Origin of the sequence: Stenotrophomonas sp. NY11291 (assembly GCF_023277365.1) — a bacterium.
In the GTDB taxonomy this organism is placed as follows: domain Bacteria; phylum Pseudomonadota; class Gammaproteobacteria; order Xanthomonadales; family Xanthomonadaceae; genus Stenotrophomonas; species Stenotrophomonas geniculata.
This window is the reverse complement of record NZ_CP096975.1, coordinates 1,454,730-1,470,616: the sequence shown is the minus strand read 5'-3', so window position 1 is coordinate 1,470,616 and position 15,887 is coordinate 1,454,730. Positions and strand designations below refer to the sequence as shown.

Below are 15,887 nucleotides of genomic sequence, written 5' to 3'. Positions count from 1 at the left end.
GCGAAGTTCGGTATAGCGAATGTGTCGTTAGTCATCGTGCCGGTTGGCGCGGCTGCGCGGCTCACGCAGAATCGAACCCTCGTTCATGTTCCGGGGTTCCCATGCCGCACCGCCGTCGCCTTGCACTGACCGCCCTCGCCCTGGCCTGCCTGCTGCCCTCGCTGGCCAGCGCTGCCGCCCCGTACCGTAGCCCGCAGCAGATCCTCGACGCCTCGGCGGCCAGCGACTGGCGCACGCCGGACCCGGCCAACCTGCTGTACATGGACCTGCCGGCGGGGCGGGTGATCATCGAGCTGGCGCCGCAGTTCGCCCCGCGGCACGTGGCCAACATCCAGACCTTCGCGCATGAGCACTTCTGGGACGGCACCAGCATCTACCGTTCGCAGGACAACTTCGTGGTGCAGTTCGGCGATGCCGACGCCGATGACGCAGCCAAGGCCAAGCCGTTCGGCAGTGCCGCGCGCAAGCTGCCGGCCGAGTTCGAGCGCGCCAGCGCCGGCCTGAAGGTCAGCGTGCTGCCGGACCGCGATGGCTGGGCCGCGCAGACCGGTTTCGTCGACGGCTTCCCGGTCGGCCAGGATCCGCAGGCCGGCAAGGCCTGGCTGGCGCACTGCTACGGGATGCTCGGTGCCGGCCGCAGCAACGAGGAAGACAGCAGCATCGGCGCCGAACTCTATGTGGTGACCGGCCAGTCACCGCGCCAGCTCGACCGCAACATCACGCTGGTTGGTCGCGTGCTGAAGGGCATGGAGCTGCTCAGCGCAACGCCGCGCGGACCGGCGCCGATGGGCTTCTACACCGACCCGAAGCTGCGTACGCCGATCGTGTCGATCCGCCGTGCCAGCGACGTGCCGGCGGCAGAGCGCACGCCGATCCAGGTGCTGCGCACCGATTCGAAGACCTTCGCCGATACGGTAGAGGCGCGACGCAATCGCGTGGATGATTTCTACAAGCGTCCGGCGGGACATATCGATCTCTGCAATATTCCGGTGCCGGTGCGGTAGGAGCCTGGCTTCCTGCACGTGGCGCGTGCTGAAGGTGCTTCACTGTTCATGGGCGTTACTTTTCTTTGTACGCAAAGAAAAGTAACCAAAAGAAACGTTCCGCCGGCCGCGAGCCGGTGCTGCGCACCGGTGCCCTGCGCTCCTCGGCCCGTCGAGGGACGGCGCGGGAACTCGCTGCGCTCAGACACCCGCGCCTCTTCGCCCTCGCCGGACCTGCGGTGCTCGGCTCGCTCAAGGCGGATCCAGATCAAAGGCCACAGCTGCACGACGATATTGGGTAGCGCCGGGCCAGGCCCGGCGAGCGAAGCGACCGCTTCTGCCCCTGATCTTGAATCCGCCTTGAGCGAGCCGAGCATCGCAGGGGAATCAGGGGCGAAGAGGTGCCGATGTCTGAGCGCAGCGAGTTCGGCACCGTCCCCTGATTCACCGAGAAGCGCAGGGGACCGACGTGCGAAGCACGGCGGCTCGCGACCTGGCGGCGCGTTTCTTTTGGTTACTTTTCTTTTCGCGCGAAAAGAAAAGTAACGCCCATGAACAGTGAAGCACCTTCAGCACGTGCCATGTGCAAACATGTGCAAAAACGCCTCAGCCCTTCTGACTCACCGCCACACTACCCAGAATCAACGCCCCCGCCACCAACATCTGTACCGTCACCGCCTCGCCCAGGAACAACCACGCAAACGCCGCGCCGAATAGCGGAATCAGGTACGTCACCGTCGACGCGCGTGACGGGCCAATGCGGCCAATCAGGCGATAGAACATCAGGAATGCCAGGCCGGTGCAGGCCACGCCCAAGGCGATCGCTGCACCCCAGGCCTTCAGCGGAATGGCGGCCTGTGGCCAGTGCGTCACCGCCATCGGCAGCATCCACAGCGAGGCACACGACAGCGTGGCTGCCGCCGCCGCGGCCGATGGCAGGCCGGTCATGTGCCGCTTCACCAGGTTCACGCCCAGCCCGTACAGCAACGACGCCGCAGCGCCGGCGATCACTGCGGTACCAATACTCAGGCCGGATACCTTGGCGGTGGCCAGCACCACCACGCCGGCGAAACCAACCAGCAAGGCGCCGGCGCGGCGCATGCCAATCTTCTCGCCGAAGAACAGGAAGGCGATCAGCGCGGCGAACAGCACGGTCATCGCATTGCAGATCGCGCCGATCGCCGCCGGCGCCTGCTCGGCAGCATAGGCGAACAGCACGAACGGCAGCGCCGAATTGATCAGGCCGATCGGTGCCAGCCACAGCCAACGACGCGGCGGGAACTGCGCGCGGGCGCGCCACAGGAACGGCAGCAGCACCAGCGCGCCCAGCACCAGCCGCACCTCGACCAGCGCGAACGGGCCGAACGACGGAACCGCCACCCGCATGAACAGGAACGAGCAGCCCCAGATGGCGCCCAGCAGGGTCAATTCGAGCGGCGTGCGCCAGTCGCGCTCGACCGCCTGTGGGACCGCATTCATACCCTGCCTCCGTCCATCGTCTGTTTCTCGCCAAGGCAGACAGGATCGGGTGCAGACGCCCGCCGCACAAGCGCGTAGTATCGCTGCCAGCCACAAATATGGCTTGAGGCTCGCCGTGCAGCTACGCCCTTCCCTGCTCCCCGCACTGGCCGTCTTCGCGGTCGCGGCGCGCCATCAGAACTTCGCCCAGGCCGCGCAGGAACTGCACCTGACGGCCAGCGCGGTCAGCCACCATGTGCGGCGCCTGGAAGAGGTACTGGAGACCCGGCTGTTCCTGCGCCATGCCCGCGGCGTGCGCCTGACCGCGGAGGGCCGGCAGTTGGCCGACGCCGCCAGCGCCGCCTTCACGGATGTCGCGGCGGTCGCCCATCATCTGCAGCCGGATGCCGACAGCGTGCCGCTGCGGATCACCACGCTGCGCTCGCTTTCCTACTGCTGGCTGCTGCCTCGACTGCCACGCTTCACCCAGGCCTATCCGCACATCCGCATCGAGCTGCACACCGGCAGCGGCCTGGATCGCTACGACGACAATGGGCCCGAGGTCGGCATCCGCTACGGCCTGGGCCAATGGCCGGGCCTGCGTGCGCAGCATCTGATGGACGACTACCTGTTCCCGGTGGCCTCACCCGCGCTGGCCGGGGTCGAAACGCTGGACGATCCGGCCCGCATCGCCGAGCTGCCACTGCTGACCGACCTGTCACCGCAGGGTTGGCGCGACTGGTTCCGTCACGCCGGCGTGCGCCCACCGTCGCCGCTGCCGCCGATGCACACCTTCGCCGACAGCACCGATGCGATGCGTGCAGCGGTATACGGCATGGGTGCGGTGCTGGCGCGCACCCACATCGCTCAACCCTACCTGCAGCGCTACGAGGTGGTGCGCCTGCCCGGCCCGGCGCTCAAGGCGCGCTATGCGTATCACGTGGTGCATGCCGAAGGACAACCACCCAGCCCCACCGCGCGCCTGTTCATCGACTGGTTGCTGGAGCAGGCGCAGGACGAACGCACGCCGATTCCGGCATTGCCGGACAGCCTGCTCGGGCGCCCGGCCACACGCGCCTGACTGCGCCCTCACCCGCTCTTTGCTTCACGCTGGCTAGGCTGCTGGCGAACCCACAACGTACCTATGCCATGGCCATGCTGCGACTGCGCATCACCGGAACCGAAGACGACGCCCGCGCCATTAGCGACCTGCTGCTCGGCCTGGACGGCATCGAACATGTCGAGGAAACCGACGACCTGATGCCGCACATGGACGACGACGATTCCAGTTCGGCCGGGCTGTCCGATGACATCGGCCCGGGCATCCACGAGCTGGAAGTGGAAGTCGGCAATGAAAGCACCGCGCAGAAGGTGCGCGATGCGGTGCAGGAGCTGGCCCTGGAACTGGATGTGTTCGTCGAGTACGAGACCGACGAGGGCTGATGCCGGCAGGCTACCGGCATCAGCCTTCACCTCAGAGGTTGGGGGGTAGCTTGCGACGACGGCGACGCCACCACGCCCGCACACCCCAGGCCGCGATCAAGGCCAGCACCGCCACCGGCAGCAGCGCGGCAACCGCGCGGATCAGGAACGCCACGCTGGTGCTGAGGATGCTGCCCGACTCGCTCAGCGCCTCACCGATTTCGCTGCGGCTGCGTTGGCCCGAGGTGGTGTCGAAATGGATCGTCACCAGCTGGGTATCGATGCGCCGGCGTTGCTGCGCTGAATCCTTGTTGGCCTGTTCGACGCCGGCTTCGATCTCGGACAGGCGCGTGGTGATCGCCATCAGGTCCTCGATCTTCAGGTCCTTGCGGTCCTGGTAGGACAGCAGCCGCGCGTGCTCCTTCTCCAGCCGTGCCTTGGTCAGTGCCGTATCGGCCACCGCCTGAGCGAGGTCCTCGGCGCGCGTCTTGCGCGACTGCAGCGTGCCCCCCTCACCGGCCAACGCGATCAAGGGCTCAGTGCCCTTCGGCGCGATACGTACCTTGACCTCGCCGCTGGGCTGCTCGCCACTGCGCTGGTCGACCTGCAGCACCGCACAATCGCCGAACTTCGCGCTCTGGCAGGCCTGCGCCACCTGCTGGATGCGGGGTGCGATCTGCGCCGCTTCCAGCTGCACCTGCACGTCGTGTTCGTAGGCGAGGAATGCGCCTTCCGGTGAAGCGACGGCAGCTTCGGCGGCACTGGCGCCCGCATCGGCCGCTGCATCGCCGTGTTTGGCGCAGGCTGCCAATGCAAGCAGCAGCACCGGCATCGCCGCCACGCGCGTCCACGCGCGCATCGGCCTCACAGTGCAGCTCCGTCATAGGAAGTCACCGCCAGCGTGCCCAGATCCACCTGCGGCACGCAGCGCACGTTCACCGCCACCATCGGCGTGCCGGTGCGCGGGTCGACCGCTTCGCTGTAGGGCGCGACACCGCACTCACGGCAATGGTGATGGTCGATGTGGGCCTTGTTGAAATGATAGGTGGCCACGTCCGCCGGATCGGTGGCCAACTGGAACGCCTCGCGCGGGGCAAACCACAGCAGGCTGCCGCGGCGGCGGCACATCGAGCAGTTGCAGTCGATGACGTCGCTGATCGGCGCCTCGGCCTGTACGGTGAATGCGATCCTGCCGCAATGGCAGCTTCCCTGGTATTCCATGTCCTGCGCTCCGCTGGAGGGTCCGTGTCTGCGCCCATGGTAATCCTATGGCACGGGGACAAAGCAGCCCCGGGGCCCTATGCTCGGGGTTTGACCCTGTACAGGAACGCCGATGCGCCCGCATCTTCTTGCCCTCGCCCTGGTCGCCGCCCTCGCCGGTTGCCAGCCGGCCGACGCCCCGACCAACGCTTCCACCCCGGCCACCAGCCAGCAGGCCGGTGACGCGGCGGTCGATGCCGCCTTCGCCGATCTGTCCAAGCGCGCCCTGGACACCTGGATGCAGCTGTCGCCGGTCAGCGCCACCCAGATCGGCGACCACCGCTACGACAGCGAACTGGACGACCTGAGCGCCGCCGGCCAGCAGAAGACCGTGGCGGCGTACAAGGCGCTGCTGGGCGAACTGGACAAGATCGAGGTAGCCAAGCTGGGCCGCGAGAACCAGGTGGACGCGGCGATCCTGCGCAACCAGCTGCAGTCGGAAATCTGGAACGCCGAAGTGCTGCAGTCCGGCAAGTGGGACCCGCAGCTGTACAACGGCATCGCCGGCAGCGCGATCTACGGCTTGATGGCGCGTGAATTCGCGCCGCTGCCGGAGCGCCTGAAGTCGGCCACCGCGCGCATGGAAAAGCTGCCGGCGATCTTCGCCCAGGCCCGCGAGAACCTGGATCCGGCCCGCGTGCCGAAGATCCATGCCGAGACCGTGGCCAAGCAGAACAAGGGCATCCTCAGCATCGTCGATACCTTCATCACGCCGCACATCGGTGAACTGCCGCAGGCCGACCAGCAGCGACTGCAGGCGGCCATCGACGGCCTGAAGAAGGCGGTGGACGAGCAGCAGACCTGGCTGGACAAGACCCTGGTGCCGAACGCAAAGGGCGATTTCCGCATCGGTGCGGAAAAGTACGACCAGAAGCTGAAGTTCGCGCTGAGCTCGTCGCTGTCGCGCCAGGAGATCGGTGAGCGTGCACGTGCCGAACTCAAGCGCGTGCGCGAAGACATGTACGGCATCGCGCAGACCGTGCTGAAGGACAAGCCGGGTGCGCCGGAAATGCCGGCGCAGCCGACCGACGAGCAGCAGCAGAAGGCGATCGAGGCCGCGCTGGAACTGGCCTACGCCGACAAGCCGGCACGCGACAAGGTGGTCGACGATGCCAAGGCCGCACTGGAGCAGTCCACCGCGTTCGTGCGCGAGCACGACCTGATGACGCTGCCCGATGCGCCGGTGGACATCATCCTGATGCCGGAATTCCAGCGCGGCGTGGCCGTGGCCTACTGCGATTCACCGGGCCCGCTGGACAAGAACCTGAAGACCTTCTACGCCGTGTCGCCGATTCCGGACGACTGGAACGACAAGCAGGTCGACTCGTTCCTGCGTGAGTACAACTCGCGCATGATCCACCTGCTGAGCATCCACGAAGGCACCCCGGGCCATTACCTGGAAGGCTGGCATTCGGCCAAGTTCCCCTCCACCCTGCGTGCGGTACTGCGTTCAGGCCTGTTCGCCGAGGGCTGGGCGGTCTACACCGAGCGCATGATGCAGGAGCAGGGCTACCTCAACAACGACCCGCTGTTCCACCTGGTGCAGCTGAAGTTCTACCTGCGCACGATCTCCAACGCGATCCTCGACCAGGGCGTGCACGTGGACAACTGGGATCGCGAGAAGGCGATGCACCTGATGACCCACGATGCGTTCCAGCAGGAGAGCGAGGCAGCGGGCAAGTGGGTGCGTGCACAGCTGACCTCGGCGCAGCTACCGACCTACTTTGTCGGTGCGCAGGAACACTTCGACACCCGCAAGGCGATGCAGGACAAGCTGGGCGACAAGTTCAACCTCAAGGCCTACCACGACCAGATGCTGTCCTACGGCGCACCGCCGGTGCGTTTCGCCCGCCAGCTGATGCTGGACCAGCCGATCGAGTGATCGCGCCGGTGTGAGCTGAATGAAAACGGCCCGGGGAAAAACCCGGGCCGTTTTCTGTTCTGGCGGTTGCAAACTGCCATCCTGGCGGTGCGAACTGCCATCCTGGTGGGTGCGAACCTTGGTTCGCACCGCTTCTGCCGCCACTCAATCAGACGATGTGGATATACAGCTTCCTCGAGTCCAGTCTCAAATCGAGGAAGTACTCCACACCACACCCGCGGCAGGCAGCGGGACAATCCTCATCGCTCCCACGTTGGTTCTCCGAGGCATCAGCCACCACCGGATATCCACAATCAAAACACGTAAAGGCAATGTTGCTGCCATGGGGGTCGGCCCATATTTCATCTCCATCGCCGTCCATTACAAGAAAGTCCGTGATGTTCATGATTCACCGGGATCGCTTGGTTGATTGCTGGAGACTACTCGAATCCGAGCATAAGGGGCGCGAAGCTGCTTCCGTCTCATCACACTGCGACGCCACCATCCATCCCGGATTCAAGGTGAATGCAACAGGTTGTTGAACTGCGCTTCACTGCAACCCGACTGCGCGCAGCCCGGCAGCATCAGCTCCGCCCGGCCCGGCGGCTGTGCGTCGGTCAACGGGATCGCACCACGTAGCTGCTCGCGCGTGGGATAGACATACACCAACCGGTAACGCACTTCACCGGCCCCACGATCACGCCAGCGCTCGAACTGCAGCAGGCCGCCGATCGGCGTCTTCTCGTACTGCCCCGGCAGGCTGTAGTCCGTGATTCCCAACGCCACCAGCACCGAACCGATGTTGGAATCGTGGCCGACCAGCAGGCTCACCTTTGGCGATGCCGGGTCCTCGAACAACGCATTCACTCTTGCCAGCAGCGGGGCGGCCACATCGCGCGCCACTTCGGGCGTTCCGAACAGGATGTCCTGGTAGCGGTTGCGGATCTGCGCCAGCGCCTGCCATTGCGCCTCGGTGGTCAACCGGCCCCAACCTTCGCGCGGGATGCCACTGCCCTGGTAGTGCTCCATCAACAAGGCATCGACCAACCCGCTGGCCAGGGCCAGCGAACCGGACGCGCGTGGTTCCTTGCCCGGTTCCGCATTGAAGGTCGTGTCGGCCAGCATCAGATGGCATTCGCTGTGCCCCGCACAGGCCGCCGACTGCGGGTAGCGGGTGATCTGCTCCACCACGGACAGTGCCGGTGCCAGTTCCGATGCGGCCAACGCTCGCTGCATTGCCGACAGCGCGTGCTCGCGGAAGACCGTGTCTCTGTTATGGATCACCGGATTGAACAACGGATCCATCGTGCCCAGCGCCATGCGCTGCTCGACCGCGACATGACAGCCCGGGAAGGCACCGGCAACGAAGAACTGCGCGGTGGCCTGGGTGCGCTGCAGGCTGTTGGCATGGGCGTGGAAGTCAGCCAGCTGCGGGCAACCCGAGGCCGGCAACAGCTGCGCCTGACGCAGCCACTGGCCCATGTAACGGCCCATGTAGACCTCCAGCACGCCGCCCTTGGTGGTGAGCTCGCCTGCGCCCACGTCCCAGCCTGGCCAGCGCTCCGGAGTGGCATTGGCCAGCGCGCCCGACGCCACCACCGGCGCGCGCAGGTTGTGGCGGCTGAGCAGGATGACCTGCTCAAGTGAGCCCTCACGTGTTCCGCTCACCTCGCCATTGTCCGCCATGGCTGGAACAGCGGTCACAAGGCTCGTCACCAGCGATAGGCAACGAAAGATACGGAAGTGCATCCGAGTCTTTGAGCACGATTGAACCTGCATCACTGCTCCTATAGTGCAGATAGAGTCTCGAGCCCATGTCTGCTGATCAACGGTCGGCACGGCAATGCCAAACGGTGAACAGACCGTTCTCCGAGCTACCGAATGGGGATGGTAGCACCGTCAACCCATGACCTCCCCGACACGCGATGCAAACGCATCCAGTCGTGAGATATCCAGTGATCGCCTCCCACTCGAGGATGCTCCCTGAGTCACGTCCTCGTCTGATTGATACACGCGAGCGCCGAACCGATCCAGGATCTCGACGCCGCCCTGCGCTACATCCCCGGCCCCGACATTCAAGAGAAGCTCCACGCATCAGAACAAGCCACGGACACAACGCGCAGAGCAGCTTGCTCGACTACGAGACTGATGCAGAAATTAGAAGAGAAGTCCTACGCAACGAACCCGCTACCACTGACAGCAAGTAGCCATACGGACGGCGCATTCTTGATGCCGACCAAGGGATGTGCCCTGGTCATCAACACACACCTATAAAAGGAAATACGTCATGCACGCATCCGCAACCATTTCAGATCCAAACGCCGTCGCCGCATGGATGAAATCATCCAGCGCAAATGCAAGATCCCTCGACGCAGTGTTTGAAACCGAGGCGGACGAAATCAAAGTAGCCGCATTCAGCAGTGACTGCTGCGGATCGAACAATTATGAAGAGCGCTGACAGACTCCGTTGATGGCACGCGGCGTGGATGCGTGTCATCAACACTATCAAACAGGATCAGAATCACGATGACTCGCAGTCATGACGGCATGAGCCGAATAGCACAAAGCCCAGAACAAAGCCGCATGCGATGCGATGGTACATTCCCCTTACCAAACGACACATCATCATCGACCGCAATCATTGCCGCGACGACTCGATCCAATATTAATCGCGCTATCGAACTCCGCAGAAGGGGATTGATCACCGAGATAATTGGCACAGATCCCGCTTACTCGACAACGCCATCCGACGCGCTTCGCAAACTGGAGGGTGATGCGGGAATTCACACCATTATCGTGTTCAGTGACCAGCTTACATCCAGCCTTGACGCTCCTGTCTTGACGTCCCACCACGGGCAGCAGCGCTACCTGCCTTTGGTGGAAGGAGTCCTCAACAGCATCCACGAATTTCAAATCATGACAGGCACATGCGATGGCACGATCACATTGCCACCCTGCTCACCCATCACTTCCGTTCTGCGCACTATTTCGAACCATCTGGATTCCAACCAGAAGCTTGGAGGAGACTGGCTCGCGCAACCAGTTCAGACAAAGCGATGGCCTGCTACACGGCTAGCCGAGAGCAGATTCCGTCAGCGTGTCTTTCACTCAGCTCTGATGCACATGTACTGGAAGCATCCTGACTTCAATCCCAAGCATTTCGATTGGCTCCATGGACAACTCAAGAACCTCTACCGCGCATCGCAGCCAGCAAAGGAGGTCCAGGATGCACGAAAGTCAAGCACATGAGAGTCGTCAGCCTGCCCCGGAGGCCACCTTTCGGCACAGCGTCCAGACAGAGCAACAGCTTGGATTGACCCTTTCCGATAGGGAAAGGAAAGCCATCCTCTCCGCATGCGAAGTCAGCGGACTCGATATGGATTCCTACTACAGCTGGTATCAATCGAAAGCCTCCATCAGCTCCCAGTTGGCTGACCTTTGCCGCCCGTCACTGTTGGAGGCGGTCCACAGCATCGACCGTTCCGACTACTCCTCAATCGATGGAAAGCTCCCTGCCGACAGGGGAGTTGTGATCGCACTGCCGCATCACGGCCACTATATCCTGTCTGCGGTCCGTCTAATGGAGCACATTCGCCATCTGCGTGACATCTACATCTTCTATGGCGACCCAAAGAACCATGCAGGCAACGAATTGTTCGACGACCTGTACCACCGGCTCTTCAATCACGCCGGATGCCGCGCGAGCATCATCCACTCGAATGCCAGAGGGATAGGCATAGCGCTTCGCGCACTGAAAAATAGAGCTGCAGTCATCATGATGCCCGATGTCCACCGCTTTCGCGAAGAAACCTATTGCATTCCATTTTTGGGGCGCCCCTTGGACATCATGCTGGGAACCGCCGCAATGGCGCGCAAAACCGGAAGTTGCATATTGCCAGCCATCTCCGTCGTTGACCGGGATCTTCGAGCAACTATTACTTTCGGAGATGCCATCGAGCCTATACAGACGCGAGCATCGCTTCCATCTGAAGTAGCTGACTACTGGACGATGGCTGAAGTCTATCGTTTCCTTGAGCGTGCAATGGGACCTCAGGCCATCTATTGGCAGTACATCAGGCAACACTTCATGAAATCCTCCAAGTTCCCGATGTTCCACCCCGAAACAATCGATGAAGCTTGGCACATGTTCTCCAATGACCCGCGAACCAAGCCACACACGCGTTATACGGCATGCCTGGATTGAACATGGATAGATTTCATTCTCCTTCCATTACCTTGGCGGCCATCGCCCTGATGGCGATGGCGCCCATCAATGGATACGCAACGGATCAAGAGAATGCCGATGCAACTCATCTTCCTGCGATCCACGCGGTCCACTCAGCCCCCGGCCCGCGCATCTGGCAGTTCAGAAAAGGCTCTTCAACGCTGCTTGTACTGGGCACGATTCAACCCCTAAGAAAGAGCCTATCCATCGATACTCGCAGCGTTGAAGCAGCAATCTCGACGTCTGATGCAATTCTGAGCCCTCCGGGCGTGACCGTGGAGCACGATGGCGGGGTATTTCGCAGCCTCATTCTGTGGCCCGCCATCCGCAAGCTCAAGTTCCTTTCAGGTAGAAGAACGCTTCGTGACGAGCTCACCGAAGAAGAGTACACGCGATTGAGCGATCTCAAGATTCTCTATGGCCTGCATGACGCGAGCATTGAGAGGATGCGCCCAATGTACGCGGCTTGGAAAATTCATGATGCTGCACTGCAATTCAGTGGAGCCCGAGCCGGTGAGCCACTTTCTCGAGCCATTGACCGCATGGCCCGCGATCATGGGATCCCGATGATCAACGCCCGCTTCCCGATGCGGGTGAGAGGGGGCAGGGAAACTATCCAGAATTTTCACATTGACTCCGTGAAAGACCGCAAATGCTTCTCGGATGCCACATCAAGCCTGCGGCGCTGGCTCGATAACCTAGATGAGCTAGGTCATGCGTGGGCAGAGGGAGATATTGAATCGGGCGCGCTCCTGCATGCCCCTCCATCGCCCTCCCGGTGCTGGGCTCGTCTGACCAACGACGCGATCGCCACTACGATGAATATTGACCTTGATATCCAGAGACGAACTCACTGGGTTGCAGTGCTCCGCTCAACTACTTCGCGGCACAGTACGGTTTTCACCACTCTGCCCTTGGATGATCTTCTGCATTCAAGAGGCATGGCCGCGGTACTCGTGGACGAGGGATACATCCCCGATGCCAGGGTGTTCTTTGGCGATCAGCCGCGACCTCCAAACATCGGAGCAAGTGAAACCTCAAATCATCCGGACGGGTGACGATGTAACTTGGCACCTTGCAACGCGGTCACATCGAAGTCACTGATCGGCAGCCACAAAGCCACCGGTCTGCCGCGCCCACAAGCGCGCATACAGGCCACCGGCAGCAATCAGCTCGGCATGGGAGCCGGTCTCGACGATGCGGCCCTGGTCCATCACCACCAGCCGGTCCATGCGCGCGATGGTCGACAGCCGGTGCGCGATGGCGATCACCGTCTTGCCTCCCATCAACTGGTCCAGGCTGTCCTGGATCGCTGCTTCCACTTCCGAATCCAGCGCCGAAGTCGCTTCGTCCAGCACCAGGATCGGTGCATCCTTCAGCAGCACGCGGGCAATGGCGATGCGCTGGCGCTGGCCACCGGACAGCTTCACGCCACGCTCGCCGACGTGTGCGTCGTAGCCACGACGCCCCTGCCCGTCCACCAGCGTATCGATGAAGGCTTCGGCACGTGCTTTGGCTACGGCTGCACGCAGCTGCTCATCAGTCGCATCCGGGCGGCCGTACAGCAGGTTGTCGCGGATCGAGCGATGCAGCAGCGAGGTGTCCTGGGTAACCACGCCGATCTGCTGGCGCAGGCTTTCCTGCGTAACGTAGGCAATGTCCTGATCGTCGATCAGGATGCGGCCGCTTTCCAGGTCGTACAGGCGCAGCAGTACGTTGACCAGGGTCGACTTGCCGGCGCCGGACGGACCGACCAGGCCGATCTTCTCGCCCGGCTTCACCACCAGGTCCAGGCCGGCAATCACGCCGCCCTTTTTACCGTAATGGAAGTGGATGTCCTGGAAATGCACGCCGCCTCGGGTCACCTGCAGCGGCACCGCATCCTCGCGGTCCTGCACGGTCAGCGGCTGGGCGATGGTGGTGATGCCATCCTGCACCGTGCCGATGTCCTCGAAGATGCCGTTGATGGTCCACATGATCCAGCCGGACATGTTGTGGATGCGGATCACCAGGCCGGTGGCCAGGGTGATCGCGCCGACGGTGATGTGGCCGCCATTCCACAGCCACAGCGCGAGACCGCAGGTACCGGCAATCAGGAAGCCGTTGACGATGGCGATGGTCAGGTCCATGCCGGTGGTGATGCGGGTCTGTGCGCGGTGCTTGACCGCCAGCTCCCGGATCGACTCGGCCACGTAGGCCTGCTCACGCCCGCCATGGGCGAACAGCTTCAGCGTGGGAATGTTGGTGTAGCCATCGACAATGCGGCCCATTGCCTTCGAACGTGCTTCCGAGGCGATCCATGCCCGTTCCTTCGCGCGCGGCACGAAGTAGACCAGGATCACCACGTAGGCCAGCAGCCACAGGATCAGCGGCAGCATCAGCCGCCAGTCGGCCTGCGCGAACAGGTACAGCGCGGTGCCGGTGTAGACCACGATGTACCAGAGCGAATCGACCATCTGCACCGCCGACTCGCGCAACGAGGTACCGGTCTGCATCACCCGGTTGGCCACGCTGCCAGCAAAGTCGTTCTGGAAGAAGCTCAGGCTCTGCCGCACCACATAGTTGTGCATCAGCCAGCGCGAGCGGTTGCTCAGGCCGGGCACGATCGCCTGGTTCACCAGCAGGTTGTGCAGGCCGACCAGGATCGGCCGCGCGATGACCGTGATGAACAGCATCCAGCCCAGTTCATTGGCGTGGCGCTTGAAGAAGCCGGCACCCGGCTGCTCGGCGACCATGTCGACGATGCGGCCCAGGTAATCGAACATCGCCACTTCCACCAGCGCCAGCAGCAGGCCGGCGATCAGGGTCGCCAGCAGCACTGGCCACACCGGGCGCAGGTAGTGCAGGTAGAACGGCAGCACCTTGCGCGGCGGCATGCGCCCGTCCACGGGCGGGAACACCGGAATCAGGGATTCAAACCAACGGAACATTGCATTCCCTCGCCTCTTGCAAGCGGCGAAGTATATCCCACGCCGGATGTGTACGCCAGCCGATGATGCCCCGGTTCTGGTAGCGCCGGGCCATGCCCGGCGATTCCCCCTGCAACCGCGCTGCGCGCTCGCCGGGCATGGCCCGGCGCTACCGATCATGTGGGCCGCATCGGGTTACGTTGCCGGGGTGAACAGCAGGTCCTGGAAATCGAAGCTGAAATCGGTCAGGTCGGAGATCGACTGCATGCGCACCTCGCGTACCTTGCCGTCCGGGTCCAGGCTGAAGTTCACGAACGCGTCGGCGTTGAGCGAACGGTCGTCCCAGCGCACGATGAAGGTGTCGTGCTGCCAGTGCTCCAGGCGCCCGCTCAGCTGCGCGGTCTTCATGAAGCGCAGGCGCAGGCCCTTGCCCTCGGCACTGATCTGCATGTCGCCATACCAGCGGTCACGGAAGGTGCCGGTGTAGCCGGCCAGTGCCAGCGACGGCTTGCTGCCCTTGTCGCGCGCGCTCTGGTGCTTGGCCCAGGCTTCGTCGGCCTTGTCCTGGCCCTTGGCCACGGCCTTGGCATAGGCGTCCACCCAGTCGTGCTTCCCGCCGCCCAGATAGGCATCGAGCACGCTCAGGGTGATCGCATTGAACGCCGCGCCCACTTCCTGGTTGGTCAGCACCACCACGCCCAGCTTCTCGCCCGGCACCAGGGTCAGCCGCGAGACCATGCCCGGCCAGCCACCGGTGTGCCAGACCAGCTTCTGCCCACGGTAATCGCTCAGGCTCCAGCCTTCGCCATAGCCGGCGAAATTGGCTCGCGCCGGTGCCAGCTCCGGCACGCTCGGCGCCGGGATCGACTGCGGGGTGATCATCCGCCACATCTGCTGCTGGCTCTTTTCACTGAACAGCGGCGTGCCATCGGCCAGTTTGCCTTCGGCCAGCTGCACCTTCATCCAGCGCGCCATGTCATGCGCGCTGGAATAGATGCCACCGGCGCCGGCGTTGTTCGACCAGGTCAGCGGCGCAACGGTGCGCAGGTCCTTGAAATCGTACTTGGCGTGGCCGACCGCGGCCTTGTCGCCGGGCTTCAGGTGATCGGCGTTGTAGCGCGTGCCGGCCATGCCCACCTTGTCGAAGATGCGGGTCTGCAGGAACTGCTGGTAACTCATGCCAGAGACATGCTCGATCACCTGCTGGGCGACCGCGTACAGGATGTTGTCGTAGGCATAGCTTTCGCGGAAACCGCCCTTCAGCGGCACTCTGCCCAACCGCTCCACCACTTCGGCATTGCTGTAGGACGTGGTCGGCCAGAACAGCAGGTCACCAGCGCCCAGGCTCAGGCCACTGCGGTGGGACAGCAGGTCACGGATCGTCATCTGCCCGGTCACGAACGGGTCGGACATGCGGAACGACGGCAGGTGGTCGATCACCTTGTCGTCCATCTTCAGCTTGCCGTCCTCGGCCAACAGGTTCAGCGAGGTGGCGGTGAACGCCTTGGTGTTGGAAGCAATGGCGAACAGCGTATCGGCCTGCACCGGTTCCGGCTTGCCCTGCTCGCGCACGCCCCAGCCGCGCTCCAGCACCACCTCGCCATCCTTGACCACGGCCACGGCAATGCCGGGCACGTCGAACTGCGCGCGCACGCGCTCGACGGTCGCATCCAGGTCCTGCAGCTGCGCCGGGGTGGCAGCACTCGCCATGGTCGTGCACGCCAGCAGCACGGCTCCTCCAATCCAGGGTTTCATCCAGCACGATCTCC

Annotated in this window: 14 protein-coding genes; 8 read left to right on the top strand and 6 right to left on the bottom strand. The window is 63.4% G+C overall.

Translation table 11 applies throughout. The annotated features are described in order from the left end of the window. Positions 1–101 precede the first annotated feature (101 nt). Positions 102–1,004 (top strand): peptidylprolyl isomerase, encoded by a 903-nt coding sequence (locus M1L61_RS06850; protein ID WP_248854487.1) that lies wholly within the window; start codon positions 102–104, stop codon positions 1,002–1,004. Between the two features lie 585 nt (positions 1,005–1,589). On the opposite strand, the gene M1L61_RS06845 is transcribed toward M1L61_RS06850, so the two are convergent. Further along, positions 1,590–2,462 (bottom strand): DMT family transporter, encoded by an 873-nt coding sequence (locus tag M1L61_RS06845; RefSeq protein ID WP_099560113.1) that lies wholly within the window; start codon positions 2,460–2,462, stop codon positions 1,590–1,592. Between the two features lie 115 nt (positions 2,463–2,577). Here M1L61_RS06845 and M1L61_RS06840 point away from each other — a divergent pair, with 115 nt between their 5' ends. Both M1L61_RS06840 and M1L61_RS06835 read left to right on the top strand, forming a co-directional pair. After that, positions 2,578–3,522: a LysR substrate-binding domain-containing protein gene (locus M1L61_RS06840; RefSeq protein ID WP_010486365.1), complete on the top strand. Its 945-nt coding sequence runs from the start codon at positions 2,578–2,580 to the stop codon at positions 3,520–3,522. Positions 3,523–3,590: 68 nt separating this feature from the next. Continuing rightward, the gene (locus tag M1L61_RS06835; protein ID WP_005415831.1) at positions 3,591–3,884 is read left to right on the top strand and encodes a hypothetical protein; all 294 of its coding nucleotides are present in this window, start codon (positions 3,591–3,593) and stop codon (positions 3,882–3,884) included. Between the two features lie 31 nt (positions 3,885–3,915). On the opposite strand, the gene M1L61_RS06830 is transcribed toward M1L61_RS06835, so the two are convergent. Together M1L61_RS06830 and M1L61_RS06825 are read right to left on the bottom strand one after the other, a co-directional pair. Further along, positions 3,916–4,722 carry a DUF4349 domain-containing protein gene (locus M1L61_RS06830; RefSeq protein WP_248854770.1) on the bottom strand — a complete coding sequence of 269 codons (807 nt, stop codon included), beginning with the start codon at positions 4,720–4,722 and terminating at the stop codon, positions 3,916–3,918. A 5-nt stretch (positions 4,723–4,727) separates the two neighbouring features. Then, a complete protein-coding gene (locus M1L61_RS06825) occupies positions 4,728–5,084 on the bottom strand; it encodes a GFA family protein (RefSeq protein WP_019337620.1) in 357 nt (118 codons plus the stop codon). 112 nt (positions 5,085–5,196) lie between these two features. Here M1L61_RS06825 and M1L61_RS06820 point away from each other — a divergent pair, with 112 nt between their 5' ends. After that, the gene (locus M1L61_RS06820) at positions 5,197–7,005 is read left to right on the top strand and encodes a DUF885 domain-containing protein (protein ID WP_126559932.1); all 1,809 of its coding nucleotides are present in this window, start codon (positions 5,197–5,199) and stop codon (positions 7,003–7,005) included. A 495-nt stretch (positions 7,006–7,500) separates the two neighbouring features. Here the strand turns inward: M1L61_RS06820 and agp are convergent, their stop codons facing one another. After that, positions 7,501–8,670 carry a bifunctional glucose-1-phosphatase/inositol phosphatase gene (gene agp / locus M1L61_RS06815; RefSeq protein ID WP_248854769.1) on the bottom strand — a complete coding sequence of 390 codons (1,170 nt, stop codon included), beginning with the start codon at positions 8,668–8,670 and terminating at the stop codon, positions 7,501–7,503. A 601-nt stretch (positions 8,671–9,271) separates the two neighbouring features. Between agp and M1L61_RS06810 the strand changes: the two genes are divergently transcribed. From M1L61_RS06810 to M1L61_RS06795, 4 genes are all read left to right on the top strand, one after another. Then, on the top strand, positions 9,272–9,442 hold the full coding sequence (locus M1L61_RS06810) for a hypothetical protein (RefSeq protein WP_157999904.1): 171 nt from the start codon (positions 9,272–9,274) through the stop codon (positions 9,440–9,442). 68 nt (positions 9,443–9,510) lie between these two features. Continuing rightward, positions 9,511–10,233, top strand: coding sequence for a hypothetical protein (locus M1L61_RS06805; protein ID WP_248854486.1), 723 nt, complete (start codon positions 9,511–9,513; stop codon positions 10,231–10,233). Then, positions 10,211–11,188, top strand: coding sequence for a hypothetical protein (locus M1L61_RS06800; RefSeq protein WP_197601183.1), 978 nt, complete (start codon positions 10,211–10,213; stop codon positions 11,186–11,188). The genes M1L61_RS06805 and M1L61_RS06800 overlap by 23 nt, the downstream gene beginning before the upstream one ends. 2 nt (positions 11,189–11,190) lie before the next feature. Further along, positions 11,191–12,267 carry a TraB/GumN family protein gene (locus tag M1L61_RS06795; protein ID WP_248854485.1) on the top strand — a complete coding sequence of 359 codons (1,077 nt, stop codon included), beginning with the start codon at positions 11,191–11,193 and terminating at the stop codon, positions 12,265–12,267. Between the two features lie 39 nt (positions 12,268–12,306). Here the strand turns inward: M1L61_RS06795 and smrA are convergent, their stop codons facing one another. Next, on the bottom strand, positions 12,307–14,139 hold the full coding sequence (gene smrA / locus M1L61_RS06790) for a multidrug efflux ABC transporter SmrA (RefSeq protein WP_248854484.1): 1,833 nt from the start codon (positions 14,137–14,139) through the stop codon (positions 12,307–12,309). A 174-nt stretch (positions 14,140–14,313) separates the two neighbouring features. Further along, positions 14,314–15,873: a serine hydrolase gene (locus M1L61_RS06785; RefSeq protein WP_057503243.1), complete on the bottom strand. Its 1,560-nt coding sequence runs from the start codon at positions 15,871–15,873 to the stop codon at positions 14,314–14,316. Positions 15,874–15,887: the final 14 nt, after the last annotated feature.

Coding starts and splice junctions, on each gene's coding strand:
- M1L61_RS06795 (WP_248854485.1), top strand. CDS start 11,191: ATGGATAGATTTCATTCTCCTTCCATTACCTTGGCGGCCATCGCCCTG.
- agp (WP_248854769.1), bottom strand. CDS start 8,670: ATGGCGGACAATGGCGAGGTGAGCGGAACACGTGAGGGCTCACTTGAG.
- M1L61_RS06800 (WP_197601183.1), top strand. CDS start 10,211: ATGCACGAAAGTCAAGCACATGAGAGTCGTCAGCCTGCCCCGGAGGCC.
- M1L61_RS06830 (WP_248854770.1), bottom strand. CDS start 4,722: ATGCGCGCGTGGACGCGCGTGGCGGCGATGCCGGTGCTGCTGCTTGCA.
- M1L61_RS06835 (WP_005415831.1), top strand. CDS start 3,591: ATGGCCATGCTGCGACTGCGCATCACCGGAACCGAAGACGACGCCCGC.
- M1L61_RS06850 (WP_248854487.1), top strand. CDS start 102: ATGCCGCACCGCCGTCGCCTTGCACTGACCGCCCTCGCCCTGGCCTGC.
- M1L61_RS06785 (WP_057503243.1), bottom strand. CDS start 15,873: ATGAAACCCTGGATTGGAGGAGCCGTGCTGCTGGCGTGCACGACCATG.
- M1L61_RS06820 (WP_126559932.1), top strand. CDS start 5,197: ATGCGCCCGCATCTTCTTGCCCTCGCCCTGGTCGCCGCCCTCGCCGGT.
- M1L61_RS06845 (WP_099560113.1), bottom strand. CDS start 2,462: ATGAATGCGGTCCCACAGGCGGTCGAGCGCGACTGGCGCACGCCGCTC.
- M1L61_RS06805 (WP_248854486.1), top strand. CDS start 9,511: ATGACTCGCAGTCATGACGGCATGAGCCGAATAGCACAAAGCCCAGAA.
- M1L61_RS06810 (WP_157999904.1), top strand. CDS start 9,272: ATGCACGCATCCGCAACCATTTCAGATCCAAACGCCGTCGCCGCATGG.
- M1L61_RS06825 (WP_019337620.1), bottom strand. CDS start 5,084: ATGGAATACCAGGGAAGCTGCCATTGCGGCAGGATCGCATTCACCGTA.
- smrA (WP_248854484.1), bottom strand. CDS start 14,139: ATGTTCCGTTGGTTTGAATCCCTGATTCCGGTGTTCCCGCCCGTGGAC.